General features: G+C 44.9%; 25 protein-coding genes. 14 read left to right on the forward strand and 11 right to left on the reverse strand.

Translation table 11 applies throughout. From position 1 onward, the window contains the following. The first annotated feature begins 64 nt into the window (after positions 1 to 64). Positions 65 to 649 carry a Crp/Fnr family transcriptional regulator gene (locus tag BMZ72_RS03990; protein WP_089805462.1) on the forward strand — a complete coding sequence of 195 codons (585 nt, stop codon included), beginning with the start codon at positions 65 to 67 and terminating at the stop codon, positions 647 to 649. Positions 650 to 658: 9 nt separating this feature from the next. Here BMZ72_RS03990 and BMZ72_RS03995 read toward each other — a convergent pair whose 3' ends face one another. Beyond that, on the reverse strand, positions 659 to 1,150 hold the full coding sequence (locus BMZ72_RS03995; RefSeq protein ID WP_089805464.1) for a hypothetical protein: 492 nt from the start codon (positions 1,148 to 1,150) through the stop codon (positions 659 to 661). A 223-nt stretch (positions 1,151 to 1,373) separates the two neighbouring features. On the opposite strand from BMZ72_RS03995, the gene BMZ72_RS04000 reads away from it, so the two are divergent. The 4 genes from BMZ72_RS04000 to BMZ72_RS04015 all read left to right on the forward strand — a co-directional run bounded on the left by BMZ72_RS04000 (position 1,374) and on the right by BMZ72_RS04015 (position 5,383). After that, positions 1,374 to 3,110: a tetratricopeptide repeat protein gene (locus BMZ72_RS04000; RefSeq protein WP_089805466.1), complete on the forward strand. Its 1,737-nt coding sequence runs from the start codon at positions 1,374 to 1,376 to the stop codon at positions 3,108 to 3,110. A 92-nt stretch (positions 3,111 to 3,202) separates the two neighbouring features. Next, the gene (locus BMZ72_RS04005; RefSeq protein ID WP_089805468.1) at positions 3,203 to 4,018 is read left to right on the forward strand and encodes an SDR family oxidoreductase; all 816 of its coding nucleotides are present in this window, start codon (positions 3,203 to 3,205) and stop codon (positions 4,016 to 4,018) included. Between the two features lie 19 nt (positions 4,019 to 4,037). Continuing rightward, entirely contained in the window at positions 4,038 to 4,952 is a 915-nt protein-coding gene (locus BMZ72_RS04010; RefSeq protein WP_089805470.1) for a helix-turn-helix domain-containing protein, read from the forward strand. Positions 4,953 to 5,056: 104 nt separating this feature from the next. Further along, entirely contained in the window at positions 5,057 to 5,383 is a 327-nt protein-coding gene (locus BMZ72_RS04015; protein ID WP_089805472.1) for a helix-turn-helix domain-containing protein, read from the forward strand. 4 nt (positions 5,384 to 5,387) lie between these two features. Here the strand turns inward: BMZ72_RS04015 and BMZ72_RS04020 are convergent, their stop codons facing one another. Beyond that, on the reverse strand, positions 5,388 to 6,113 hold the full coding sequence (locus BMZ72_RS04020) for a metallophosphoesterase family protein (RefSeq protein WP_089805475.1): 726 nt from the start codon (positions 6,111 to 6,113) through the stop codon (positions 5,388 to 5,390). Between the two features lie 160 nt (positions 6,114 to 6,273). Here BMZ72_RS04020 and BMZ72_RS04025 point away from each other — a divergent pair, with 160 nt between their 5' ends. Both BMZ72_RS04025 and BMZ72_RS04030 read left to right on the forward strand, forming a co-directional pair. Further along, positions 6,274 to 7,113, forward strand: coding sequence for an AraC family transcriptional regulator (locus tag BMZ72_RS04025; RefSeq protein ID WP_089805477.1), 840 nt, complete (start codon positions 6,274 to 6,276; stop codon positions 7,111 to 7,113). A gap of 564 nt (positions 7,114 to 7,677) precedes the next feature. Next, entirely contained in the window at positions 7,678 to 8,250 is a 573-nt protein-coding gene (locus tag BMZ72_RS04030; RefSeq protein WP_089805479.1) for a hypothetical protein, read from the forward strand. Between the two features lie 26 nt (positions 8,251 to 8,276). Here the strand turns inward: BMZ72_RS04030 and BMZ72_RS04035 are convergent, their stop codons facing one another. Next, entirely contained in the window at positions 8,277 to 8,708 is a 432-nt protein-coding gene (locus BMZ72_RS04035; protein ID WP_089805481.1) for a VOC family protein, read from the reverse strand. A 249-nt stretch (positions 8,709 to 8,957) separates the two neighbouring features. Between BMZ72_RS04035 and BMZ72_RS04040 the strand changes: the two genes are divergently transcribed. Continuing rightward, positions 8,958 to 10,715, forward strand: a complete 1,758-nt coding sequence (locus BMZ72_RS04040) for a sulfatase family protein (protein ID WP_255373097.1) — start codon at positions 8,958 to 8,960, stop codon at positions 10,713 to 10,715. A gap of 189 nt (positions 10,716 to 10,904) precedes the next feature. Continuing rightward, complete coding sequence (locus tag BMZ72_RS04045; RefSeq protein ID WP_089805485.1) at positions 10,905 to 13,157, forward strand: ATP-binding cassette domain-containing protein; 2,253 nt, start codon at positions 10,905 to 10,907, stop codon at positions 13,155 to 13,157. 25 nt (positions 13,158 to 13,182) lie between these two features. On the opposite strand, the gene BMZ72_RS04050 is transcribed toward BMZ72_RS04045, so the two are convergent. Together BMZ72_RS04050 and BMZ72_RS04055 are read right to left on the reverse strand one after the other, a co-directional pair. Beyond that, positions 13,183 to 14,394, reverse strand: a complete 1,212-nt coding sequence (locus tag BMZ72_RS04050; protein WP_143087591.1) for a C45 family peptidase — start codon at positions 14,392 to 14,394, stop codon at positions 13,183 to 13,185. A gap of 156 nt (positions 14,395 to 14,550) precedes the next feature. Then, positions 14,551 to 14,931: a DoxX family protein gene (locus BMZ72_RS04055; protein WP_089805489.1), complete on the reverse strand. Its 381-nt coding sequence runs from the start codon at positions 14,929 to 14,931 to the stop codon at positions 14,551 to 14,553. 103 nt (positions 14,932 to 15,034) lie between these two features. Between BMZ72_RS04055 and BMZ72_RS04060 the strand changes: the two genes are divergently transcribed. The 3 genes from BMZ72_RS04060 (at position 15,035) to BMZ72_RS04070 (ending at position 15,840) form a co-directional block, all read left to right on the forward strand. Continuing rightward, positions 15,035 to 15,376: a winged helix-turn-helix transcriptional regulator gene (locus tag BMZ72_RS04060; protein ID WP_089805490.1), complete on the forward strand. Its 342-nt coding sequence runs from the start codon at positions 15,035 to 15,037 to the stop codon at positions 15,374 to 15,376. A gap of 85 nt (positions 15,377 to 15,461) precedes the next feature. After that, a complete protein-coding gene (locus BMZ72_RS36920) occupies positions 15,462 to 15,596 on the forward strand; it encodes a hypothetical protein (RefSeq protein WP_255373098.1) in 135 nt (44 codons plus the stop codon). A gap of 10 nt (positions 15,597 to 15,606) precedes the next feature. Next, complete coding sequence (locus tag BMZ72_RS04070) at positions 15,607 to 15,840, forward strand: GNAT family protein (protein WP_089805494.1); 234 nt, start codon at positions 15,607 to 15,609, stop codon at positions 15,838 to 15,840. Here BMZ72_RS04070 and BMZ72_RS04075 read toward each other — a convergent pair. Continuing rightward, on the reverse strand, positions 15,803 to 16,477 hold the full coding sequence (locus BMZ72_RS04075) for a hypothetical protein (protein WP_089805496.1): 675 nt from the start codon (positions 16,475 to 16,477) through the stop codon (positions 15,803 to 15,805). The two genes, BMZ72_RS04070 and BMZ72_RS04075, sit on opposite strands and share 38 nt — an antisense overlap. Positions 16,478 to 16,558: 81 nt before the next feature. Further along, positions 16,559 to 18,586 carry a serine hydrolase gene (locus tag BMZ72_RS04080; RefSeq protein ID WP_089805498.1) on the reverse strand — a complete coding sequence of 676 codons (2,028 nt, stop codon included), beginning with the start codon at positions 18,584 to 18,586 and terminating at the stop codon, positions 16,559 to 16,561. 148 nt (positions 18,587 to 18,734) lie between these two features. On the opposite strand from BMZ72_RS04080, the gene BMZ72_RS04085 reads away from it, so the two are divergent. Further along, a complete protein-coding gene (locus tag BMZ72_RS04085) occupies positions 18,735 to 19,148 on the forward strand; it encodes a hypothetical protein (protein WP_089805500.1) in 414 nt (137 codons plus the stop codon). A gap of 23 nt (positions 19,149 to 19,171) precedes the next feature. Here BMZ72_RS04085 and BMZ72_RS04090 read toward each other — a convergent pair whose 3' ends face one another. From BMZ72_RS04090 to BMZ72_RS04105, 4 genes are all read right to left on the reverse strand, one after another. Further along, positions 19,172 to 19,642 (reverse strand): MarR family winged helix-turn-helix transcriptional regulator, encoded by a 471-nt coding sequence (locus tag BMZ72_RS04090; RefSeq protein ID WP_089805501.1) that lies wholly within the window; start codon positions 19,640 to 19,642, stop codon positions 19,172 to 19,174. Beyond that, positions 19,639 to 20,142 carry a GNAT family N-acetyltransferase gene (locus tag BMZ72_RS04095; RefSeq protein ID WP_089805503.1) on the reverse strand — a complete coding sequence of 168 codons (504 nt, stop codon included), beginning with the start codon at positions 20,140 to 20,142 and terminating at the stop codon, positions 19,639 to 19,641. Before BMZ72_RS04095 ends, BMZ72_RS04090 begins: the two co-directional genes overlap by 4 nt. Positions 20,143 to 20,254: 112 nt before the next feature. Then, positions 20,255 to 20,644 (reverse strand): DUF1801 domain-containing protein, encoded by a 390-nt coding sequence (locus BMZ72_RS04100; RefSeq protein ID WP_089805505.1) that lies wholly within the window; start codon positions 20,642 to 20,644, stop codon positions 20,255 to 20,257. 15 nt (positions 20,645 to 20,659) lie between these two features. Beyond that, positions 20,660 to 22,141: an FAD-binding oxidoreductase gene (locus BMZ72_RS04105; protein ID WP_089805507.1), complete on the reverse strand. Its 1,482-nt coding sequence runs from the start codon at positions 22,139 to 22,141 to the stop codon at positions 20,660 to 20,662. A gap of 182 nt (positions 22,142 to 22,323) precedes the next feature. On the opposite strand from BMZ72_RS04105, the gene rpiA reads away from it, so the two are divergent. Next, on the forward strand, positions 22,324 to 23,019 hold the full coding sequence (gene rpiA, locus BMZ72_RS04110) for a ribose 5-phosphate isomerase A (protein ID WP_143087592.1): 696 nt from the start codon (positions 22,324 to 22,326) through the stop codon (positions 23,017 to 23,019). The last annotated feature ends 23 nt before the right edge of the window (positions 23,020 to 23,042 follow it).

Here is a 23,042-nt window from a genome sequence, read left to right on the forward strand (position 1 = left end):
GGAAATTGCCGGTATTGCATTTTAACGTGATTATTCAGTTATTTTGCGATAAATATGCTGGTAAATGTTTGAGGTCTTCGAACGATATTTAAAAGAAAGGTCTGCGCTTACAGATAAGGAAATAGAACTGATACGTGCCGTTACAATACCGAAGCGGCTTCGTAAGAAACAATACCTGTTACAGGAAGGCGATATATCTCATTATAATGCCTTCGTTGTAAAAGGATGCCTGCGTCTGTACCATGTGGGAGACAATGGCTTCGAACACATCCTGCGGTTTGCCATAGAGACCTGGTGGATGAGCGATTATGAGAGTTACAATTGCGGTAGCCAGTCAAAGAATAATATCGATGCCCTGGAAGACAGTGAGTTATTATTGATTGATAAGAAAGATTTTGATGCACTGGTAGAAACAGTGGCCAACTTCAGAATTTTAAAGGACAAACTGGAAGCCAAAAGTTATAACGCAAGTCAGGCACGTATACTGAGCAACATCAGTGATACAGCTGAAAAGCGCTATGAGAATTTCATTAAAACCTATCCTGATATTTATAACCGCGTACCATTGCATATGGTAGCTTCTTATCTCGGCCTGACAAGGGAAACTTTAAGCCGTATCAGGAGCCAGTATACCAAAACAGAGAAGTAGTATGACTGTTTATTGTTCTCTAACGACTATCTGCCAGTCAGAACCAGTTTCTTTCCCCATTAATAAGTTTAGATCAATATATTTATCTCTCCCTTTGACAACAAAGTGAAGGTCTGCCTGCCCCGTAGTGCCTGCCGAATTACTTCGCGAAGAGATAGCGCCATATGGTAACAGGAAAATATCATTTACAGGGCCTGTTTGCTGTTCTATACCAGGATTCGTCATGATATAGCTTTTCGCATTTTCATAGAATTCAGTATGGGGTATAACGAAAAAAAGAACCGCTTTAGTTACAAGCACTAATGACTGAACAGCTATACCAATCTTTTCTCCTATTGTCTTGCCATTTCTGGTTTTCTCCAGTTTTATCCTATCCAGGAGAAATAATATAAGTGTTACAAAGAAAAGTACCCAGCCAATGGATTTGCTTTCCCAAAAGAAGTATACTCCCAGAAACCGGCAGGAATAGCCGTAGATTAAAAATACTGCTGTAGTAATCATGAGGATCCTGGTTGGCCAGGATAAGAAATGCAAATGTTTCATGGGTATAGGTAAATGACAAATTGGTATATATCTACAAATATAATAAAATTACAATGCCTATTTCTCCATTACCCATACATTTTGTAAATTAGTGTTACTAAAGAAAGTAAATACTTATACCCCGGTATTTACCACGTTGCCTGGAGCTTAGGATATCATTCAGTAATTAAATAGGCTGCTGATGAAACACCACCACTTTGTAGCACTCATTTCTCTTCTATGCTGCTTTGCATGCAAAAATAACGTCAGGACAAAGACACCCACTACCCCAGGTAGGGATGCAGCTGCTATTGCCTGTTATACCTCCAGGATAACAGATAAGGATTGGTATACTGCCGGCACTAAAGCGCCGGTCTTTAAGGGCCTTAAGGGGATTGATTTTGTGATATCTACGACCAGTAAAGAAGCACAGGCCTATTTCAACCAGGGCATGATGCTGGCTTATGGGTTCAATCATGCGGAAGCCGCCCGTTCGTTTTATGAAGCGACCCGCCTGGATTCCTCCTGTGCCATGGCTTACTGGGGATATGCCTATGTATTGGGTCCTAACTACAATGCGGGCATGGAAGAAGATAATTTTACACGTGCCTATGCCGCAACGGTAAAAGCGCAGTCGCTTGCTGCAAAATGTACACAAAAGGAAATCGCACTCATTAATGCGCTCACATCCCGGTACGTACAACAAGCGCCTGCCGACCGCAAGCCCCTGGATATCGCCTATGCGGCAGCAATGAAAAAAGTATATGCGCAATACCCGACAGATCCGGATATAGGAGCGTTGTATGCCGAATCATTGATGGATATCCATCCCTGGGACCTATATGATAAGAAAACAAAAAAGCCTCATTCCTGGACGCAGGAGTTAGTGTCTGTACTGGAACGCCTGATGAAAGTCAATCCTCTTCATCCCGGGGCACATCACTTTTACATTCATGCACTGGAAGCGTCTGCCATACCTGAGAAAGCAATGGCAAGCGCCCGCTTACTGGATACCTTAGTGCCAGGTGCAGGGCACCTGCTGCATATGTCCTCACATATTTACATTAATACCGGTGACTATCACCTGGGTTCAATATCAAATATAAATGCGGTGGGAGCAGATAGCACTTATACTACTGCCTGTCATGCACAGGGAGCGTATCCACTGGCTTATTATCCGCATAATTATCATTTCCTGGCTGCAACGGCTACACTGGAAGGCCATTCAAAATTGGCGTGGATGGCCGCCAGCAAGTTGCAACAACATACAGCCGCTGATATCATGCGACTGCCAGGTTGGGGTACTTTACAGCATTATTATACCATACCTTATTACATCGCCGTGAAGTTCGGCATGTGGGACACCATTCTATCGATCCCCGCGCCGGCAAAAGACCTCGTATATCCACGGGCTATCTGGCACTATGCCAGGGGAATGGCTTTTCTGGGGAGAAATAATGTACAGGATGCACAGAAAGAAGCAGCGCTGCTGGACACGCTGGCAACAGACACCACGCTGCGACAGCTGACGATCTGGAACATTAATACGACGGCAGACCTGGTACAGATTGCCGCCAAAGTATTATCCGCAGGAATAGCCGCCAGACAACAGCAACACGATAAAGCAATTTCCTTATTGAAGGCCGCTGTTGCCCGCGAAGATAATCTCAACTATAATGAACCCCCGGACTGGTTTTTCTCCGTCAGACACCAACTGGGAGCCGTATTACTCAAAGCTGCAAAATATAATGAGGCAGAACAGGTCTACCGGGAAGACCTGCAAACCTGGAAGAAAAACGGTTGGGCATTGATCGGACTGTATCGCTCATTAATTGCGCAACAGAGAAAAGAAGAAGCGCAGGAGATCAGGTCCGCATTTGAAGAAGCCTGGCAATATGCAGATATAAGGATTACATCCTCTTCCAATGTCATCGACTGACAGGGTTCCGTTAAATGTATAAGTCTTTAGTTGAAATGTATTAGCTCCAGCAGCGTTACCAGCTGATCTTTGCTATATAAAATCAAACAGTAATGGCAAAGACAGTATTCATCACAGGGGCATCTTCCGGTTTTGGTAAGGCATCGGCAAAACTATTTCATCAGCATGGCTGGAACGTCATCGCAACGATGCGTTCTCCTGAAAAGGAAACAGCGCTCCGGCAACTGGAAAATGTACTTGTTACCAGACTGGATGTGCAGGACGCTACATCCATTCAAAACGCGATCAACGCCGGTATAGAAAGATTTCAGACGATCGATGTATTGATCAATAGCGCCGGTTACGGACTAATGGGTGTTTTTGAATCTGCCCGTAGTGAACAGATCAAAAGCCTTTTTGACGTGAATGTTTTTGGATTGATGGAAGTGACCAGACAGGTACTACCTTATCTGAGAGCAGTTGGAAGTGCTACAATTATCAATCTATCCTCTATGGGTGGAGCAGTCGGTATGCCATTCGGGAGTCTGTATATCAGTTCTAAGTTTGCCGTAGAAGGTTTTTCAGAAGCACTTTCTCATGAACTGGCCAGCCTGAACATCCGCGTGAAAATAATTGAACCCGGTAGTATCGCCACTAATTTCAGGGAAAATGCCCGGATGATCGATAATAAGATCCCGGTATATGATCCCATTATGGCATCTTCTTTCCCCCGTTATCATCAGCTGACGGAGCACCTGGAAAAATCATCAGAGGAAGATGTAGCGAAGACTATTTATCAGGCCGCCACAGATGAAACAAATCATTTGCGCTATATCGTTGGCGCCGATGCACACTTCTTTATCGATAAGAGATACGCCATGAGCGCACAGGCATTTACAGATCAGATGCGTCACTATTTTATTGGTTAAATAAGGTTTACCTTTACTTATGCAGCAACATATTGTTGATATACATTCGATCAGTGAATTGCATGCGTTCTACGGTCATGCTACACCAAAGCATCCGTTAATTTCAATTATCGATCTGAACAATATTGACAGAGCCAGATTGCCGGAGAATATATTTGGTACTTCCTACCGGATGGCATTCTATGCTGTGTTCTGTAAAAAATATAACGGCACATTGAAATACGGGCAATCGTATTATGATTTCAATGAAGGATCATTGATGTTCATTGCGCCCCATCAGATAGTTACGCCCATCACTGAAGCAGATCATGAATCAGGATGGGCGTTCTTCTTTCACCCCGATTTAATAAATACCTCTCCGCTCGGCAGCAGGATCCATGACTTTACCTTTTTCTATTATGATGTGAATGAGGCCCTGCATATTTCTGACGAAGAAAAAGAGATACTTAATCAGTGTCTGAAGAATATAGAACGGGAATATGCACAAAATCTGGATACCCATTCGCATACACTGATTCAATCCAATATTGAATTGTTCCTCAATTACTGCGAACGTTTCTATGGCCGGCAGTTTATCACAAGGGCCAAAAGCAGTAACGATACCGTACAACGTTTTGAACGCTTACTACAGACGTATTTTCAGCAGGAGGAGCTGTCAGAGAAAGGTCTTCCGGATGTTAAGTATTTTGCGGCGGAACTTTGTTTGTCTCCTAACTATCTCTCCGATCTGCTGAAGAGAAACACCGGGAAAACAACCCAGGAGCATATTCACCTGCAACTGATCGATAAGGCTAAAGCGATGCTCTGGAGTACAGACAAACCCGTTAGTGGTATCGCGTATGACCTCGGATTCGAACATGCTACCCATTTCAATAAGATCTTCAAAGCGAAAGTAGGTATGTCTCCCAGGGCATTCCGGGCATCAAATGAATAATCACAAGACGCTATATCCAAAGTATAAGGAAGACCTCCAAAGTACAGTATTTTATTACTCTATTAAATTTGTAGACTAAATACTATTACTGTTAACCTTATCTGATGCCAGTAAAGAAAACCAGCCCCGACACAATCAGGTCAATAGGAGCATACATCGCCGCACACCCCGAACGCCGTTTCACCATTGTCGAACTGAGCCTGCACTTTCATGTCAGGTCAACCGCATTAAAGGCCGCATTCAAAGCTGAATTTGGCGTAACCATTCATCAGTATCATTTGCAGGTAAGCATGCAGAAAGCCCGGCAGCATCTGGAGGCAGGTCAGCAGGTAAAGGAAACTGCGCTTCAATTTGGTTACCGGCATATCGGTAATTTCTCCCGGGCATTTAAAAAAGTACATAATACGCCGCCTGAGTCACATAAGCAGTGAGCATCTACCGTAACAAAAAATCTCCGTAAAAATCCGGTATATCACTGTCATAAATAGCTTCCGCTACCTGCCGGACAGGATATCCGACTTTAACTATTTCAGCATGTAATGCCTCATCATCAATATGCAGCACCGCATAAGTGGCCTGTTTATCCTTTTCTTTACTCCGTCCTACGGAACCACAATTGACGATCAGCATATCTGAAGCGCGCTTCACGTATGAGCAATGCGTATGTCCCATGAATAATGCGTCAGTCTTTCTCGTGCCCAGCATATCCAGGAGAGCCGCTTCGGCATGTGATTCGAAAATGTACTCATCATTGCTCCGCGGGCTGGCATGTACCAGCAGTACCTGTTTCAAACCACTCTTTGTTTTGAAGGACAGTTCTAACTGGTAGGGACATTGTGCCAGCCATTGTTTGTTTTCGCGCGTAATGGTCCGTTTACTCCATTCAATGGCTTGTTTTCTGTTGGCCGACTCAATTTCGTCCTGGTGTGCCAGGGGAACAATAGCTTGATCAAAGGCGATCCGTTCATCATGATTGCCCAATAAACAGGGAATGTTCCTTGACCTGATCAGAGAGATGACTTCATTGCCCCAGGGAGCGAAGTCTACGAGGTCGCCAAGGCAATAGACCTGAGAGATCCCTCTGTTGTCAATGTCCGTCAAAACCGCCTTTAATGCTGTTATATTTGCATGGATATCGCTTATTATTGCCAACTGTGTCATCTGTTATTATTTATCTTTTTTAAAAACCCCGTCCATCTTATGCTCCGCACCTTAGCTGCCTGTACATAAGGGTTGTTTTCATGATGCAAACCTAGCTGTTTGAAAAAGCCTAAATTTGTATATCCGGTCAATTATTTTGTATTTTCAGGCAAATTGAGACATGAAACTTGTACAGTTTGAACCGCTGTTTATCAGGCATTTCAGCACGACGACGTGGCCATTCCCCTTGCACAGTCATAATCATTATGAGTTGATGTATATAGGGTATGGAAAGGGCATGCATGAGCTGAATGGTGTCAGGAGTTCGTATGCGGGAGGTATGTTTTTCTTTTTGTCACCCGAAGACAGCCATGACTTCCAGATAGAGGAGGAGACACAGTTTAATGTCATCAAATTTCTGCCGGCGATCCTGAAAGGAGGTACCAATTCCTCTGCAACAGATTACTGGGATCATCTCATCAGGAACCTGGTCAGAAAACAGCAGGCTATTACGGATATACTGCCGGAAGCCGGTCATATAAACAGTGCGAGAACGATGATCGGTCTGATGATCTCAGCATGGCTGGATAATGACAAGAAGGTAACAGAAGTACATACGCATTTGCTGCGGGCCTTATTACTTACACTGGATAAGGGCATGAATGATACAGATGATCATTATAAGGGAGATTATGCCATCAGCAAAATAGAACGGATACAGAATTATATCCACGCGCATATCAGGCATCCGGAAAAACTAACGATGAAACAACTGAGTGCTGCGTTCAACACCTCAGAATCCGGTTTAAAGAGTCTTTTCAGAGATAGTATGGGCATGTCTCTGGGGCAATATATAAGTTCTCTGAAACTGGAAATGATCAAAGAAAGAATGATAAGCAGCAAAGCCACCTTAACAGAGATTGCGCACGAATTTGGTTTTGTTGACTCCAGCCATTTTAATAGTTTCTTTAAAAAAATGATGGGTATGGCACCGCTGGGCTATCGCAAGCGGAATAACTAAATTTGCCATCTGTCCACCCGCTCCTGATCCTGGTCAGATATTGTCCTGATATTACTTACGCTTCGTTGACTCTTTCGTTTATGAATGAAGGATTAAGGAATGATAACTAATATCAGACAGGGAAGGATACCTGTTATCCTCCCTTTACTTAAAACCGGCACTTTTTTACAAATTCCAACACTACATTTTGCATCACATGTACACGTTTTTGCGTCCTGTGCACATGTTTTTGCGTCCTGTGCACATTGTCCGGATATTGACCAGCACTCTTCCTAATATTGTATCAGCAGCAGCAATAACAGACTTTAGTAGCACAGATCATCATTTGGCATTGATCAGCTTAATGGCTTTTCTATTGACTTATTACACAGAGACGTACAAGAGAAAGAGAGATGGAAGCTTGCGTCGCTGCGTAGTTCTTTGACATACACATTTTCGATTTTTTAAATTAAATCACCGAAGGCAAATCTTTGCTTTATGTCGGATCTATCCGTACGCAGACCGGTCTTATAGCCGGGGACTCCCGAAAATTCCCTTTCTTTGCAGCATTAACGCGTAAAGATCATGGAACAAATAGAAAGCCTCATACAGGCAGGAAAGATAGCAGAAGCCATTAAAGAGGCGGAAACAGCATTGGGTCAGCTGCCCCCGACGGATTTTCATCAGGTGATAGGAAAGGACCTCTTACACCTGCAACCGATCATGGGGAAATTCCTCAGTAACTTCTACGAGACAATGGAAGAGGAGGAATCTGATATTAAGGCGATTTACGTTGAAATGAACAGTTTCTCCGTTCAGTATGAGCGTTGGTTCATTCACCTCTTAAGCTATGATACAGTCCCTAATATAGGTAATCCGGATTGGTTGAAGGAGTTTACAGGGGAGTCGGAAAAGAATCTGACAATTACGGGTTATGAGGCATTACAGGCCGCTAATAAGGAGTATATGCAATCGGAAGGATACAGGGATAATGAGCGCAGACAGGCTTGTGAACTGCATGAGTATATCGTGATCCTCCGTTTTCAGGAACTGGTAAAAAGTACCGTAAAAGCCCAGAAAGGCAAGGCTGCCTGGGCAGATGTTCCGGTTTTCGTAGCCGCGCATGATTTTGAAGACCTGATGTATGTAGTGGAATAATCCGCTACATACACCAGGAAATAATACTAATGTTGAGGGATCGGTTCATACTGGTAATTTACCGCCCAGGTAATGCCATACTGATCCTTCAACTGACCAAATAAAGCACCCCAGGGGGCTTTGTCCAGCGGCATGTCAACAGCGCCGCCTGTACCAAGCGCATCAAATAATCTGCGGGCCTCTTCTTCAGATTCAGCAGAGATAGCCAGTGAAAAGTCATTCCCTTTCTTAAATTCACCCATGGAGTCGGGGAAATCACTACCCATGATCGTATTGCCGCCGGGAATGGTCAGTGCCACATGCATGACCAGATCTTCATCTCCTGGCTTACAATGCTCCGGCATACTGCTGAACCGCATGATGCCATTCATAAACTCACCGTTAAAAACGGATCTGTAGAAATTAAAGGCAGCTTCGCAGGTGCCATCAAAATTGAGGTAAGGACTAACGTGTGCCATTTATTGTAGTTTTTTGTTGAAACCGTCTGGAATGATGACAATACAAAAGTAGGTGCAGGGTGTTTAGCCGGAGAGGGGTGGAAGCGGCAAAGTAAAGGGGAGAATGGGACATTTTTGTATATTTATTCCGATATCTTATTAACCCAACTAAAATTCCGCCGTTTGAGAATCGTCTTTGCCATCATTAGCTGTGTTTTCTGTTCATTGTATATCATATCGTCAGCCTGCGCCCAGCGACAACCCAATATCGTGATATTTATTGCGGATGACCTGAACCAGCATGATGTTGGTTGTTATGGTAATAAAGACGTGAAGACGCCTAATATGGACCAGCTTGCAGCAGAAGGGATGCGCTTTAAAAGCGCCTATGCGGCTTCTCCGATGTGCGCGCCTTCCAGGAGTGTGATGTTTACCGGATTGTATCCCTTTCGTAATGGTTCACAGATGAATCATTTTACGGTGAGGCCTAATACCAGGAACCTGCCGCAGTTTCTGCAAAAGCTGGGGTACCGGGTGGTGATCTCCGGTAAGACTGATATCTTTCCACTACATAATTTCCCCTTTGAACGTATAGGAGAGGAATTCGGCAAATATGCCCCTATTGAGAACAGGACAGATCGTAAAAAGGAAACGGTTAACATGATCAGTACGCATTTCAGGGAGCATCCGGAACAGCCGATCTGTCTGATCGTGGCGCCATGGATACCGCATGTACCCTGGTTCCCGAATACAGACTTCGATCCGCAGAAAATAAAACTCCCCGAATATCTTGCTGATACCAAAGAAACGCGTAAGGCGCTGACTGCCTATTATCAAAGTATTGGTGTGGCAGACAGGATGCTGGGTGAGGTCATGCAGGCAATAGAAGGAGCCGGAGCAAAAAATAATACGGTTACGATGTTTATATCCGATCAGGGTGCGCAATTTCCTTCTGCTAAATGGTCAGTATATGATCAGGGACTACGGATTCCAATGATCGTCAGATGGCCAGGGAAAGTCAATCCGGGTACGGTGTCAGATGCGCTGGTATCTCTGGTTGATTTAACACCGACATTGGTAGATCTGGCAGGAGGTAAAGCAATCGATGGTTTAGACGGTGCCTCGTTTAAGGATGTACTGCTTAATAAGAAAAAAGAACATCATCCCTATATCTTTGCGGAAACGTCCATGGAACCGCATTTCTGGTATAATTATACGCCTTCCCGTACAGTTATTACGAAAGACGGTTTTCACTATATCAGGAATTATCACCCCGGCGTGCGTTTTATTACACACATAGATAAGGTGGAACAAAATGAATTCTATTTTGACAGCTGGATAGCCGGGGCGGCGACCAATCCCAAAACAAAGTTTCTCCTTGACCGTTATAGTTACCACCCACCAGAGGAACTGTTCGATCTGAATAACGATCGTAGTGAATTCAGTAACCTTATTACTAATCCTGCTTATTACAGCCGTGTTAACGAATTGAAAAAGTTACTTGATAAGGAATTAGACCGACAGGGAGAAACGGCTGAAATGATCCAGGAAGGGCCTTTACCTAAATTCTTTGATCAAAGCTATACCATCCGGCAAAATGGTAGTGCAGCCGATCTGTCGTTCAATAAAAAGTTATGGAACCCGCATGTACTGCTGGTAACAGCTTATCTGGATCAGATAGATAAAGGGGGTGTGATCTGTGACTACTTCAATAACTTCAAACTCTATGCTTATCATGATCAGATAGGACTGGTGTTAGCAAATGGTAAGACGATCAATAGTGATAAGTTATCTGTTGATAAAGGACAATTGTGCATGACCTTGTCAGAGAAGGGAGATTTGGTTGTTAAGTTCAACCAGCAGACCATCATCACACAAAACGTAGAGAAAGATCTTACTAAAATAAAAGGCGGTTATGTAAGTTGTGGGATCATTCAGGGAGAGGAAATGAAAGGGAATCTGCAAAGTTATGATGGGAGGATCACTGATCTGCGGTTTACGATGAATGAATTATCAAGAGAGCCTTAAAGTGTTTGTTATCTGATATAGAACCGGGTTTACAGGATGTCTCCATAGACGTATGCTCTCCTGGGAGTATCAATATTATCATGTGAAAAAAATCGGGTAACCTTTTGTATCGTTCATCCGTTTATCAGACTTTAAGCAATAATTTTACCTCGTTCATTCCACTTTACGTGCAAACCCAATTCAACGCTTATGAGTCAGGAATACATCGAAATCCGCGGTGCAAGGGAGAATAATCTAAAAAATGTAGATGTCCGTTTACCCAAAAGAAAGATCAACATCTTTACCGGCGTATCAGGCTCAGGAAAGTCTTCTATTGTATTTGATACCATTGCCAATGAAGCGCAACGGCAATTGTATGAGAACTTCAGTATGTTTATCCGGAATCTGTTGCCACGTTATCCGCAGCCGAATGCAGATGCCATAGAGAAGCTGAGTATGGCAATCGTGGTAGATCAGAAGCGGCTGGGAGGCGGTTCTCATTCTACGATGGGTACTGTTACTGATATCTCTCCTGTATTACGCTTGTTGTTCTCCCGGATAGGAAAACCTTATGTAGGTGCGTCTAATGTATTTTCTTTTAATGATGCACAGGGGATGTGTCCGGAATGTAATGGGTTGGGGCAGAAACTGGGATTTGACGGATCGAAGTTTTATGATCCGGATAAGTCACTGAAAGAAGGGGCGCTGCAGGTACCGGGTTTCGCGGGTTGGGAAAAGGAGATGTATGCGAATACCGGCTATTTCGATGTAGACAAGAAGCTGCGTGATTATACGGAGGAAGAAATGAATCTGTTGTTATACAGTCCACCGACGAAGTTCAAACTGCGTATCGGAGATGGTACCATGAATGCTACGTTTATGGGTATTATAGAAAAGTTCAACCGCTCTTACATCAAAAGAGATATTAAAACATTGTCTGAACGTACGCAGAAGATGGTGGCGGATTATCTGCATTACGGTCCCTGTCCCTTGTGTAAGGGAGCACGGCTGAACCAGGAAGTGCTGCGATGTAAAATAGGTGGGAAAAATATAGCTGCCTTGTCTGCAACGGAGGTAGAGGAACTGATCCCTTTTCTGCAACAGATAGATGAGCCGGTGGCACAACCGATGATCGATACGCTGACAGAACGTTTACAACATCTGGTGGACATGGGACTGGGATACCTGAGCCTGGACAGGGCCACAGATACGCTGTCAGGTGGGGAATCTCAAAGAGTGAAGATGGTCAAACATCTTGGTAGCAGTCTGATAGACGTACTGTATATTTTTGATGAGCCAAGTGTAGGCTTACATCCGAGGGATGTTTACCGATTGAATTCCCTGCTGACCAAACTAAGAGATAAAGGTAATACCGTCATCGTGGTAGAACATGATCCAGATGTGATCCGTATTGCAGATTATATTGTGGATGTAGGACCGCTGGCAGGTGCGAAAGGAGGCAATATCATGTATCAGGGTAGTCTGGCTGGCTTACTTGAATCGGATACGCTGACCGGAAAATACATGAATCATTCTTTTGCGCTGAAGGAAACATACCGGAAGGCAACAGGGCATTTCTCCGTCAGCCATGCATCGGTTAATAATCTGCATAATGTATCCGTTCAGATTCCTGCAGGCATCATGACGGTCGTTACAGGAGTAGCGGGATCGGGCAAGAGTTCCCTGATACACCACGCATTCCTTTCTAAATATCCGCAGGCCGTGGTGGTGGATCAGTCGGCTGTAGGGACCTCCACCAGGTCCAACCCGGCTACTTACACAGGTGTGATGGATCTTGTCAGGAAAGCATTCGCCAGTGCCAATGATGTAAGTGCTGCATTGTTCTCATTCAATTCAAAAGGGGCTTGTGAAAATTGTCAGGGTTCAGGCGTGATCTATACCGATCTGGCTTTCCTGGAAGGGGTAAAGACAGCCTGTGAAGTATGTATGGGAAAGCGGTACAAAGAAGAGGTGCTTGCTTATCAGTTAAACGGAAAGAATATTGCAGATATTCTGGAGATGACGATCAAAGAAGCCAGTGAATTCTTTACCATAAAAGAGATTTCGAAAAAGCTACAGACGCTGATGGAAGTCGGACTGGAATATCTTACCCTGGGACAACCATTGAGCACGCTTTCCGGTGGAGAATGTCAGCGTATCAAACTGGCCAGTGAATTGCATAAGAAAGGCAGTATTTATGTGATGGACGAACCGACTACCGGATTACATATGTCCGATACCGGGAGATTGATCGCACTGATGGATCGCTTGGTAGATGGTGGAAATACGATGATTGTGATTGAACACAACCTGGATGTGATTAAGCAGGCAGACTGGATCATTGACATGGGGCCAGAAGGCGGTCATAAAGGCGGACAGATCATGTTTCAGGGAACACCCCAGGAGTTATGTAAACAGGCAGACTCGCATACCGGTTATTATTTAAAAAAGGCGTTGAAATAAGGGTATTTGTCAGCATGTAGGTGGACTAGCCACGTACAATGAAAAGCAGGCCCCAATACGCAAACAGGAGCAGTGAAATGAGATAAATGACGGTATTGAGCGTAAAGATCCTGCGGGTGAATTTTGTAACCGAAGGACGGTTCACTGCCCTGATATTCGCCAGACCAACGGGAATGATCAATCCCAGTAGTACGACTGGAAGATAAGCAGTGAGGTCCAGTACCGTTTTGCCTGATACATAATAAGGGGCGTCATAGTAGAAGAGGGGTTGGTTGTTTTGCAGGATAAACAGGTAAACACCAAGACCGATATTCATGATCAGCAATAAACACATGCCATAATGGGTTTTTATATTGATCTTTCCACTGAATAGCAGACCGGTGAGATAGATTGCCCAGAACACCGTCAGCAGGACCAGTAACAGTTCCAATACATACAGGAACAGTTTGATAAAAGAACTATTGAAAGGTGTCTTGAAATGGACAAAATTAAGGTACTCATGGTTGGGTGGAAACAGATCAGGAATATTGAGCAGATGATTACCTTTTTTTAGTTCGTCCATCAGACTAAAGCCCACCGTGTGCGTGAAATCGTGATAGAAATAAAGGTTGATCATACGTGCTTTCAGATCATATATCACCGTGTAGGTAGTGCCATCGCCCATCTTGTTCCTGCACTCATGCATGGTGTCCATGACGGCCTTGCAAAAAGCCAATGTTGTATCTGAATGCAGGGACAGGAATTGCTGTCCTCTCTGATACCGGCCGATCTTTACTTCCGCCGGATCCTTTATTGTAGAGGGACAGAAATTGGAGATCACATATTTTTCATCATTACCCACGATCAGGGTATCCGCCTCCATCACCAGGTATTTACCCGTGCTATCTACAAAGAGAAATACGCCTGTATTGAATACACTTCTGTCATACTGATAAGCCAGTTGTTGTACCTCCTCCACCTTACCACATCGTTGGAGAAGCATTTTCATAAAAGCGGTCTTGTCGTCAATTTTCTTTTTCCCCGCTGCTGAACGGAGTGGTCTTGGGTAGACCGTGAAGCCGTCGAAGGTAAGGCCTGCTTCATTTATTCCGCCCTGTGGGAACAGATCGCTGTGACCAACGTAAGCAGCTCCATACTGACCAATTACGCCCTTTTCAAACCAGATCTTCGAATTTATTTTCCAGGCATCCTCATTATTGCCAGCCATGGTTTTCCCATGCAGTGTGATCTTAAACATGCTGCAGGAGGTAGCTGGAAAATAAGAAAGCGTTATAATGATGGTAAGAAGAACGGACAGGGAACGTATCATATATCCGCTTAACGTAAATCTGGCAGATTTATTTCACTTTACATATAAAATCAGTCCTGTCGCTCTTCATGAAACCATCACAGGTTATCTCCTCCAGGCAATAAAAGCAGCTATTGCCGCAAACACGATATTGATACCGATCAGGTTTGCTTCTCCTCTGCTGATATGAAAAACACTGGCAACGATCATCAGTAAGAGAATTCCATAGGCGGCATACCTGGTCAGCTGGGGCCATATTCGCAGTATACCGGGTAATATCAGGCCCAGTGCGCCTGCCAGATCTAGTACCGCTGTAAAGAAGACCAGTCCGCGGTGTTCAGCTGTCCATGGCCACATGGCTGCCAGTTCTGCGGCAGGCTTTAATAATTTCGTGACCGAAGCCCACAACAGGGTGGCGGATAGAAGTCCCTGTGCGACCCATAACAGGATGTGCAGGGTTTTCGATGGAGATTGTTTGCTTGTCATATTGTTTTAATAACGAATGACGAAATTACCCTAGCTTTACTATCCAACGGATATTACTATCCTATTGGATAGCGCTATCCTAATGGAAAGTAAAGCGAAGATTATGTTAGCAAAAGGTGGTTGTCCGAAGACAATGTTATCTATCAGCGATGCCCTGCAGGCATTGGAGGGTAAATGGAAGTTGTTGATCCTGTTTGCTTTATCTGACGGCGGACCCAAACGCTTCAAAGAGATCGCCAGGATCGTGCATGGTATTACCGATAAAACCCTCTCTAAGGAGTTAAAAAGTCTGGAAGCGAATAAGCTGGTCAAAAGAGAAGTATATGATACCTTTCCGCCTGCTGTAGAATATACAATTACCCCTCATGGCTTATCCCTGGAAAAAGTGCTGGATGAACTACATTACTGGGGACTGTCACACCGCAAAGAAGTGATTGGTAAATAGGCGATATGACTACTTCAGCACCATATCTGTCCACTTCCCCGGATCCGGTATTCTTATTCCTTTTTTCAGAAGGTAAATTGCGGGTATGGAAAAGATAAAAGAATACGGGAGAATAGCAATCGTCGTGGTATTGCTTGCCGCGCTTTTAATAGCCGCTTTACTGGAGTTTACATCCGCCGGACAAAGTGCCGCTGCCAGCTGTATCGTGGGTGCACCCTGAAAGACTATCATTGCAATATGACACATACACAGTTATCCAACGTTATGCGAAGGAGATAGAGGAAGGGCAGATTCAGGCTGCAATTCGCAGTAATTATCCGCAGGTATATGCGACTGTCCATCCGGAGAATACTGCGTCTAAGGCAGTGCTGCGCAAACTGAATATGCAGCTGGTGAATCCGGGCTTACATATTCCCGACAGGGGGATCAGGGAACTTTATCTTTATGAGCAGGAACATCAATAGTTTTTAATACACCACTAACCCATTTATTGTGCAGTGTGCAAACCGGGCTTTTGTTACCATCCGCGCCCTGCCAATCCTCAGAAAATACCGTCGAAGTCTTTGCGTCCGGGCGCATATTCGCCAAATCTTCCGTTTCCATATGCAGACTTATTCTCCCCGTAAGCGGATTTATCAAAAGCAGATAGCCACGTGACATGACATAGCCATTGGAGGCGGATTGCTGTATGTAAATGTCAGTTTGTGCATCGAAGTTATAATCAGCGTAAATGGTATGGAAAGCAATGGTGTTGGCGGGTAGTCCGTCCAGACTGTCCATGAGTTGCCAGGTATGGTCCTGCAGATGATAAAGCTTTATCTGAGCGGTGCTGTCTGTCGGCGAACTAACAGCCACCGCATGCTTTTCAGTATGATTGAATAAATGACCGGACTGGAAAAACAGAAAGGGCATGCTTTGTTCCTGCATAAGCGTGTCTTCTGTACGGGCGCTGTCAAGCAGCTTATATAGCGTATCTGTAATGACACCAGAGGGGCTTAAAATAGCCTGTTCTTTCTTAACGGGTTTGGTATTACAGGCGGAGAAACCCAGGGTGGACACTATAATACAAAGGACGTAGATCGTTGGGATAGGGGGACGCATAAGTGGGTATTTACAGGTAGCAATATACGTCAGAAGTCACAAACGGCCCTCTTAAATGTCATATAAGCCTGAGGCTCCTGCTTATTTAGCAGGAGTCTCAGGGTCTTTACCCTCTATCAGGAACTTACGCATATCATCGATCAGCGCATCAGAAGTATTGGAATTAGTGAAAAATACATAGCCTGCTTTGAGGTCTTTGTAGACTTCAAACAGACATTTAAAATCACCGTTATTACCGCCATGGCCAAAAGACCTGCCCCAGGGGGTTTCTCTTATTGCCAGGCTCATGCCCATATAGGTAGGGAAACGGGGCTGATCTTTCGGACCATCAAAGTTAAATTCTGAGTGTTTGGAAAGGATGGTGTTGTATGTTTCCGGCTTTAATCCTTTCTGTTCCATCAGGTACAGCATAAAGCGGGTAAAGATCAGCGCTTCTGTATGCATGGAATAGGCCATGCCCGGACTCTCCGGCAGGTCCGGACTGCTTGGACGCAGATTGTAATGGCCATTGGCGACTACACGTTGCAATGAATCATTCTTAGAGAAAAAGGTATGATATAATCCGATGGGTGTGATCACCTCTTCCTGTAAGACCTGTTCTACTTTCTTCCCGGTGATCTTTTCTACCACCATTTTAAGATATTCGAACCCTTCTCCGGAATAACCAAATGCGGTACCAGGCGTGAATTTTATATCCAGTTTACCGTCGCTGTTCATAGAACGCCAGTTAGGAAAACCTGTCCGGTGTGTGAGTACATGCCGGGCAGTGATCAGCTTATACCGGTCATCATATGCGATATCCGGATAAGGCAGGTACTCATACAGGGGTTTGTCAAGATCGATGACACCACGTTCTGCCAGCCGTTCTACCGCAAAAGCGAAAACAGGTTTGGTGACAGATGCGGCTTCAAATAAGGTGCTGTCAGTGACCTTCTCACCTGTCATTGCATTGCGTACGCCATAGGTTTTGTGATAGACCACTTTCCCATCTTTTATCAGGGCAAGGGAGACACCGGGAATGCGGTAATATTCCTGATAGGTCTCAATAAACCGGTCTATCTGTGCGGCGGTGGAGGGCGTGAAATCAGCCAGTAAAACACCTTTTTCGGGGAGTATGTCCGGCATCGGCTTGATGGACAATGTCAGGTCCGGCGCTTTTTTATGATTGCCGGCCTGGGTAGTTACGCTCACAGGTGTTTTCTGTGCTGCTACATACAATTTATCATCCTGCTGGAGGTGGTCGTCTCCCAGTAATACTTTATATTTTCCCGGAGGGACACTGGCGGAATAATTCCCCAGACTGTCTACCTCCGCTGTTACCCATAATTTAGGGTCATTGGCAGCTTCCAGACGGATGACGGAAGGGAGTTTTACTTTACCAGGCGTATCCCACTGGATTTTGCCGTTAATCGTTGATAGCTTTGCACCTGCAGGCAGGAAGACGATATCCCCCAGACTGTTAGGTTCCATATATTTGGCGGCTCCCTTTCCCCAGGCAGACCAGGTAAAAGTACCATCCGGATCTCTGTCGAATACATGGAAATCAAAACCTACGGTTTTATCTGCCGCCAGTTCATTACCCAACTGGATACGCCATTCGTAGTAACGGATATTTCCTTTCCTGACCATGGCCACCTGCACTTTATCCCAGTTAAGCGCACTGGCAAAAGGATCATAAAAGGCGTTATTGGTATTGCGCAGTTTCCTGCTATACATGAAGGAGGCTACACCCGAACCGGAGAAGAGGTGACGGCCATCGATACTGACTTCCAGACCGTCCTGTGTATTCCAGCGTACATTTTCGCTGGTGTCTTCCATAAAGGCGTCGTCTGTAATGGTAAATGCGAGATAGAGCGATTGATTATCCAGGCTGTAGCCGATCTGAAAGAAACCGGAGAAATCGGCATCATCTTTTGGTTTGGTATCCGAGAGGTGCATAGCGATAGGATACTTTTCTATATTTTTCGGCCAGTCGGAAAAGTCGCCATCTACTGTGATCCTGCCAAGGGGATAGGCATATGCAATACTACCATTGTGCGCGTACAGCTGTACGTTGAAAAGCAGGCATAACATGCAGATAAACCTTGCTTTAACAGAGGTGAATAACATGATTGATAATTTATTGGTTTAATCCGGGGCAGCGTCAGGTGTCTTGTGTAAAGACGGATGAGGAAGAAAAAGGTTGCATGCATGGTTTTTATTTGATATAACTTCGCTTTTTGTATTCCGGTACCAATAAAATAACAACTCCCTGATAATGAAATATCTGTTAGCCATTTTGCTCTTTCTGAATGTTGTGCCAGCATTTTCACAAAAGGTTAATTCCCGCTATGAGCGCAGTAAAAAAGACAATGCGAAATTGCTGGGTTCAGTTTTGCAGGTGGATAATATTGTTTCAATCACGGTGACTAATTATGCAGGGAAGCACACACTAACTCAAAAGGAGTTGGTGGTTTTAAAGGGATATTTAAAACAAGCCAGGGAAGTAGGCGGTCTGACGGTAAAACCACAGCATGTTATGCTTGATATCAGGATGAAAGGGAACAAAAGTGCAGGGTATGTTTACACCACTACTGGCACTGTTCATTTCGATAGCAGTTCCGGACCTGGCAGAAGTTGCAGAGGAAGCTGGGACTTACCGATAATGCTGAATTTTGAAAATTACAGGTAAGGTCCATGATAGCGCAAGTGGGATCAGATCTTCCGTTTTACACGCTCGTAAAAGCCTTTCATAGCAAATTGCTCCTCCACTTCGTCAATGGCTTTCATGAGATTATTCTGTGTGTCGGTCAGCTCTTTCAGGGCATCGGTCATGGCCAGCCAGACAGGCTGCATACGTGTAACAAGCGCCCTGCCTTTACTGCTTAACTTTAACAGGCGTTTACGTTCATCATTTGCATCCTTTTTACTCTCTATCAGTTTCTCTTTTTCCAGCTCTTTTAGCAAACTGATAGTAGAGGGGTGCGCATAGCCTATTTCTGCTGCCAGTTCAACAACGCTGATCTCCGGCTTATGGTGTAATGTATAGATGACAGGGAACCATTTCGGCTCAAAATCGATATTGAAGGCTTTATAGATTAGTGTACCGTCTTTACGGAGCTGGTCACTTAACCGTTGTAATCTGGTAGAAATAGCCAGTATCCCTGATTCGTCGATAATATTCATGACTGAATGCTTAGATGGTAAAAGATTTCATCCGCGGCCATACGGAGAAAATAGACAGGTAGATCATGCATGGCGATCTGCGTAAACCCGTTCCGCTCATAAAAGCGTTGTGCTGCTTTTAATACGTTCACAGTACCAAGATAAACATCTTTTATCCCTTTTTCCCGGCAATAGGCGATAAGGGTCTCCAGGAGACGTTGTGCGATACCAAATTCCTTCCCACGGTATTCCTTTTTCACGAACATCTTACGGATGGCAGCGGCAGCATGGCCAGTATCGATCAGGGCAATCGTGCCGATCAGTTCTTCATCCTTTAAGGCGCCCCAGAAGTTGCCGCCCGGACGGATGTAAAATCCCTCGATGTCCATCAGGTCCGGCTGGTCTTTCAGAGTAACAGGGACGTTAAATTCGATCTGCTGTATCGGCAGGATGAGATCGATGATCTGTTGAGAATGCCCGTTAGACAGGGATTCAACGGTAAAAAGTGTATCTGTTGTCATAAGTCATAATATATGTACAAAACTACGTAGTTTTCTACATATATAGCAACTGAAAATTAAAAAAGGAAGCGGAGAAGGTGAGAATGTGTCTGAAAATGAGGGTTTTAGAAGGTTATAGCAGACGTTCCAGCACACCCTTACGTTTGACCAGGTTCTTATAATCCCATTGAATTTTAGCGGCTTTATCCAGCCAACACTGTAGTAGTGTGGTATCGACCTGTTTTACATCTGTATAACGGGCTTCTGCAGCCTTAAAAGTACCTTCAGGTAGGAGGTCGGGTTCGTCGAAGGACTGTCCGCTCCAGAACAGCAGACGGACGCTGTCTTTTAGTTTACTATAACCAACTATGGGATTCCCTTCCAGGAACCATACGGGGTGACGGTGCCAGATCTTACTTTCTGCTCCCTTCAGGTGTTTATTGATCTCTTTGTATAGCTGCTGACAGATAGCTTTGTCGGCCGGGGACATTGAATCGTTATATGCCTGTATTTCGTTGTCCATATATATGGTTTTATATCATCCTGCCTGGATGGACAGGGCATGATGAAAGATATTTAATGGATCCCACTTTGCTTTTATTTTTTGCAGACGTGGATAGTTGTCTTTGTAATAAAGGGTATGCCAGGGGATACCGGACCTGTTCCATTCGGGGCTTGCAAGATCGGTATCAGGATGGTTGATCATGGCACCGTCTGTTTGTGCATTCGGCACAGGAACGCCGCCTGTATCAGGAAAGAGGTCCCTGTAAAAATTACGTACCCATTCCAGACTGGGAGCAGCGCCTTCAGGTGTGATCCATCCTGTATTACAGGCCACATCCATGATACAGTCCCTTTGTGCCGAAGCCGTGGCATCCGGGGAGATACTGTTGACTTTACCGCCGTAAGTTGCCATACCCAGCATCCCGCCAATAGGTGCCTGGACAGTCAGATACTGGTAAGCTGTAGCGATCTGTCTATCCGTGAATGGCTGACGGAAGAAAGCGTCCTTTATTTTGGCCTGTACATTGTCAAAACCTGGTTGAAAGAGTTCCGGGAATGGATTGAGCGCAAAGCGCAACCAGGAACTTTCTTCTGTCTGTTGCTCATAGGCTATTCCTATCGGGCCCGCAATAGCAGTCAGGTGCTCATTGATGAGCAGCATGGCACCCGGACCGGTCGCCAATCCTTTCATTTCCAGTTTGCCGATGTTCCGGTGATTCAGGAAGAGGATGCTGAATAAACGGCTGCCAGGTGTATCCGGCTGACTATGCTGCTGACACCAGGTACCAAAATTACGTACAAGATGCGCAAATGATGTTTCATTAAAAGCCTGCCAGTCCCATGATATCCGGAAAGTAGTGATCTTATCCGGTGCTTTCGGCAATGCTGTAAAAGGGTCGTTTCCAGTCGCTTCCGGCGCACGTAACCAGTAACGGGTCACAATACCAAAGTTACCGCCGCCAGCGCCCGTGTGGGCCCACCAGAGATCATGGTGAGGATCGGCCGTCTCTCTGGTTGCAATGATACTTTTCGCTATGCCACCGGCATCGACAGTGACCAGCTCCACACCATACAGATAATCAGCCGCGAGGCCATATTCCCGGCAAAGAAAACCGAAAGCGCCACCCAGTATGTGTCCGCCTGTTCCGATACCGGGATGCTCCCCCGCGGGTAGTACAAGGCCCCAGCCAAGGAATAGTCTGCGGTACATTTCCCCGACCGTTACTCCCGATTCTACAATAAAAGCTGCCTTATCTGCATCGTAAGCTACGCCGGTCATCAGTGACAGATCAACAAGTACCTGCGCCGTTGGATCAGATACAAAACCTTCCAGACAATGGCCGCCACTCCGTACCACAACGCGGCGTTTGCTGTCAACCGCATCCTGCACTGCTGCAATCACGTCTTCTGTAGAAGAGGGGATACGGATATATTCCGGCTTTCCTTCAAAGCGTTTGTTGAAACGTTTTCCCACAAGGTCAGCATAGCGTATATCGGCAGGCGTGATCTTTTCCACTGGCGTAATTTTTATAAAATGATGATTTATTTTTTCTGATGCTATAAAGTGAGGGAGCTATCTTATCTTGTAAGCATAGCGTAGGTTTCGTGGGTAGTAAGTTACCTGTTTTATCTGAAAATAATGAACAGGATAAACGCCCTGCGGGAAAATCATTAATATTATTAAAACATTCAGTACTGATGACAGACTATAAACTGGAAGCAGCTAAAGCGGCTGCATTAATGATCAGCGCCGGACAAACGATCGGTCTCGGAGGTGGTAAAACAATTGCATATCTGGTAGAGCAGCTGGCGGCTCAGCCGGCATTACTGGCATCGTTGACTGTTACATCCTCCTCGTTTGATACGACTACATTACTGCATGAAAAAGGATTTAAACTGGTAGCGCCTGCGTTTATTGGCAGACTGGATCTTTACTTTGATGGTTGTGATGTGTTTGATGCAGATCTGCATGCACTAAAGAGCGGTGGAGGCATTCATGTGATGGAGAAATTGCTGGCTTCAGCAGCAGATAAGTTTGTGTTACTGGGTGATGAAAGTAAGGCACAGCAGGTGCTGGATACAAAATATCCGCTGGTGATAGAGTTGCTGCCACAGGCACTGGAGATTGTAAAACAGAAAATAAAGGCACTGTATCCGCAAACAAGGTTTGTACAACGTATGAGCACGGGTAAGATAGGGGCTTTGATCTCTGATAACGGGAATCTGCTGGCGGATATTTATTTTGATGCATTCCCTGATCTGGAACAGCTGGATATACAGGTGAAAATGCTGCCGGGAGTAGTGGGACATTCCTTGTTTTATCAGATGGCACAGCAGGCCGTGATAGCCGGTTCAGCAGGCGTGAAGTATATATATCCTGCTGTTAACCATTAGAAAATGATCAACAGCAGGACAGA

This window comes from Chitinophaga sp. YR627 (assembly GCF_900114995.1).
GTDB lineage: Bacteria > Bacteroidota > Bacteroidia > Chitinophagales > Chitinophagaceae > Chitinophaga.

Bases quoted from the DNA above. Each gene is read 5' to 3' on its own strand.
- BMZ72_RS03990 (WP_089805462.1), top strand. From the start codon at position 65: ATGTTTGAGGTCTTCGAACGATATTTAAAAGAAAGGTCTGCGCTTACA.
- BMZ72_RS03995 (WP_089805464.1), bottom strand. From the start codon at position 1,150: ATGATTACTACAGCAGTATTTTTAATCTACGGCTATTCCTGCCGGTTT.
- BMZ72_RS04000 (WP_089805466.1), top strand. From the start codon at position 1,374: ATGAAACACCACCACTTTGTAGCACTCATTTCTCTTCTATGCTGCTTT.
- BMZ72_RS04005 (WP_089805468.1), top strand. From the start codon at position 3,203: ATGGCAAAGACAGTATTCATCACAGGGGCATCTTCCGGTTTTGGTAAG.
- BMZ72_RS04010 (WP_089805470.1), top strand. From the start codon at position 4,038: ATGCAGCAACATATTGTTGATATACATTCGATCAGTGAATTGCATGCG.
- BMZ72_RS04015 (WP_089805472.1), top strand. From the start codon at position 5,057: ATGCCAGTAAAGAAAACCAGCCCCGACACAATCAGGTCAATAGGAGCA.
- BMZ72_RS04020 (WP_089805475.1), bottom strand. From the start codon at position 6,113: ATGACACAGTTGGCAATAATAAGCGATATCCATGCAAATATAACAGCA.
- BMZ72_RS04025 (WP_089805477.1), top strand. From the start codon at position 6,274: ATGAAACTTGTACAGTTTGAACCGCTGTTTATCAGGCATTTCAGCACG.
- BMZ72_RS04030 (WP_089805479.1), top strand. From the start codon at position 7,678: ATGGAACAAATAGAAAGCCTCATACAGGCAGGAAAGATAGCAGAAGCC.
- BMZ72_RS04035 (WP_089805481.1), bottom strand. From the start codon at position 8,708: ATGGCACACGTTAGTCCTTACCTCAATTTTGATGGCACCTGCGAAGCT.
- BMZ72_RS04045 (WP_089805485.1), top strand. From the start codon at position 10,905: ATGAGTCAGGAATACATCGAAATCCGCGGTGCAAGGGAGAATAATCTA.
- BMZ72_RS04050 (WP_143087591.1), bottom strand. From the start codon at position 14,394: ATGTTTAAGATCACACTGCATGGGAAAACCATGGCTGGCAATAATGAG.
- BMZ72_RS04055 (WP_089805489.1), bottom strand. From the start codon at position 14,931: ATGACAAGCAAACAATCTCCATCGAAAACCCTGCACATCCTGTTATGG.
- BMZ72_RS04060 (WP_089805490.1), top strand. From the start codon at position 15,035: ATGTTAGCAAAAGGTGGTTGTCCGAAGACAATGTTATCTATCAGCGAT.
- BMZ72_RS36920 (WP_255373098.1), top strand. From the start codon at position 15,462: ATGGAAAAGATAAAAGAATACGGGAGAATAGCAATCGTCGTGGTATTG.
- BMZ72_RS04075 (WP_089805496.1), bottom strand. From the start codon at position 16,477: ATGCGTCCCCCTATCCCAACGATCTACGTCCTTTGTATTATAGTGTCC.
- BMZ72_RS04080 (WP_089805498.1), bottom strand. From the start codon at position 18,586: ATGTTATTCACCTCTGTTAAAGCAAGGTTTATCTGCATGTTATGCCTG.
- BMZ72_RS04085 (WP_089805500.1), top strand. From the start codon at position 18,735: ATGAAATATCTGTTAGCCATTTTGCTCTTTCTGAATGTTGTGCCAGCA.
- BMZ72_RS04090 (WP_089805501.1), bottom strand. From the start codon at position 19,642: ATGAATATTATCGACGAATCAGGGATACTGGCTATTTCTACCAGATTA.
- BMZ72_RS04095 (WP_089805503.1), bottom strand. From the start codon at position 20,142: ATGACAACAGATACACTTTTTACCGTTGAATCCCTGTCTAACGGGCAT.
- BMZ72_RS04100 (WP_089805505.1), bottom strand. From the start codon at position 20,644: ATGGACAACGAAATACAGGCATATAACGATTCAATGTCCCCGGCCGAC.
- rpiA (WP_143087592.1), top strand. From the start codon at position 22,324: ATGACAGACTATAAACTGGAAGCAGCTAAAGCGGCTGCATTAATGATC.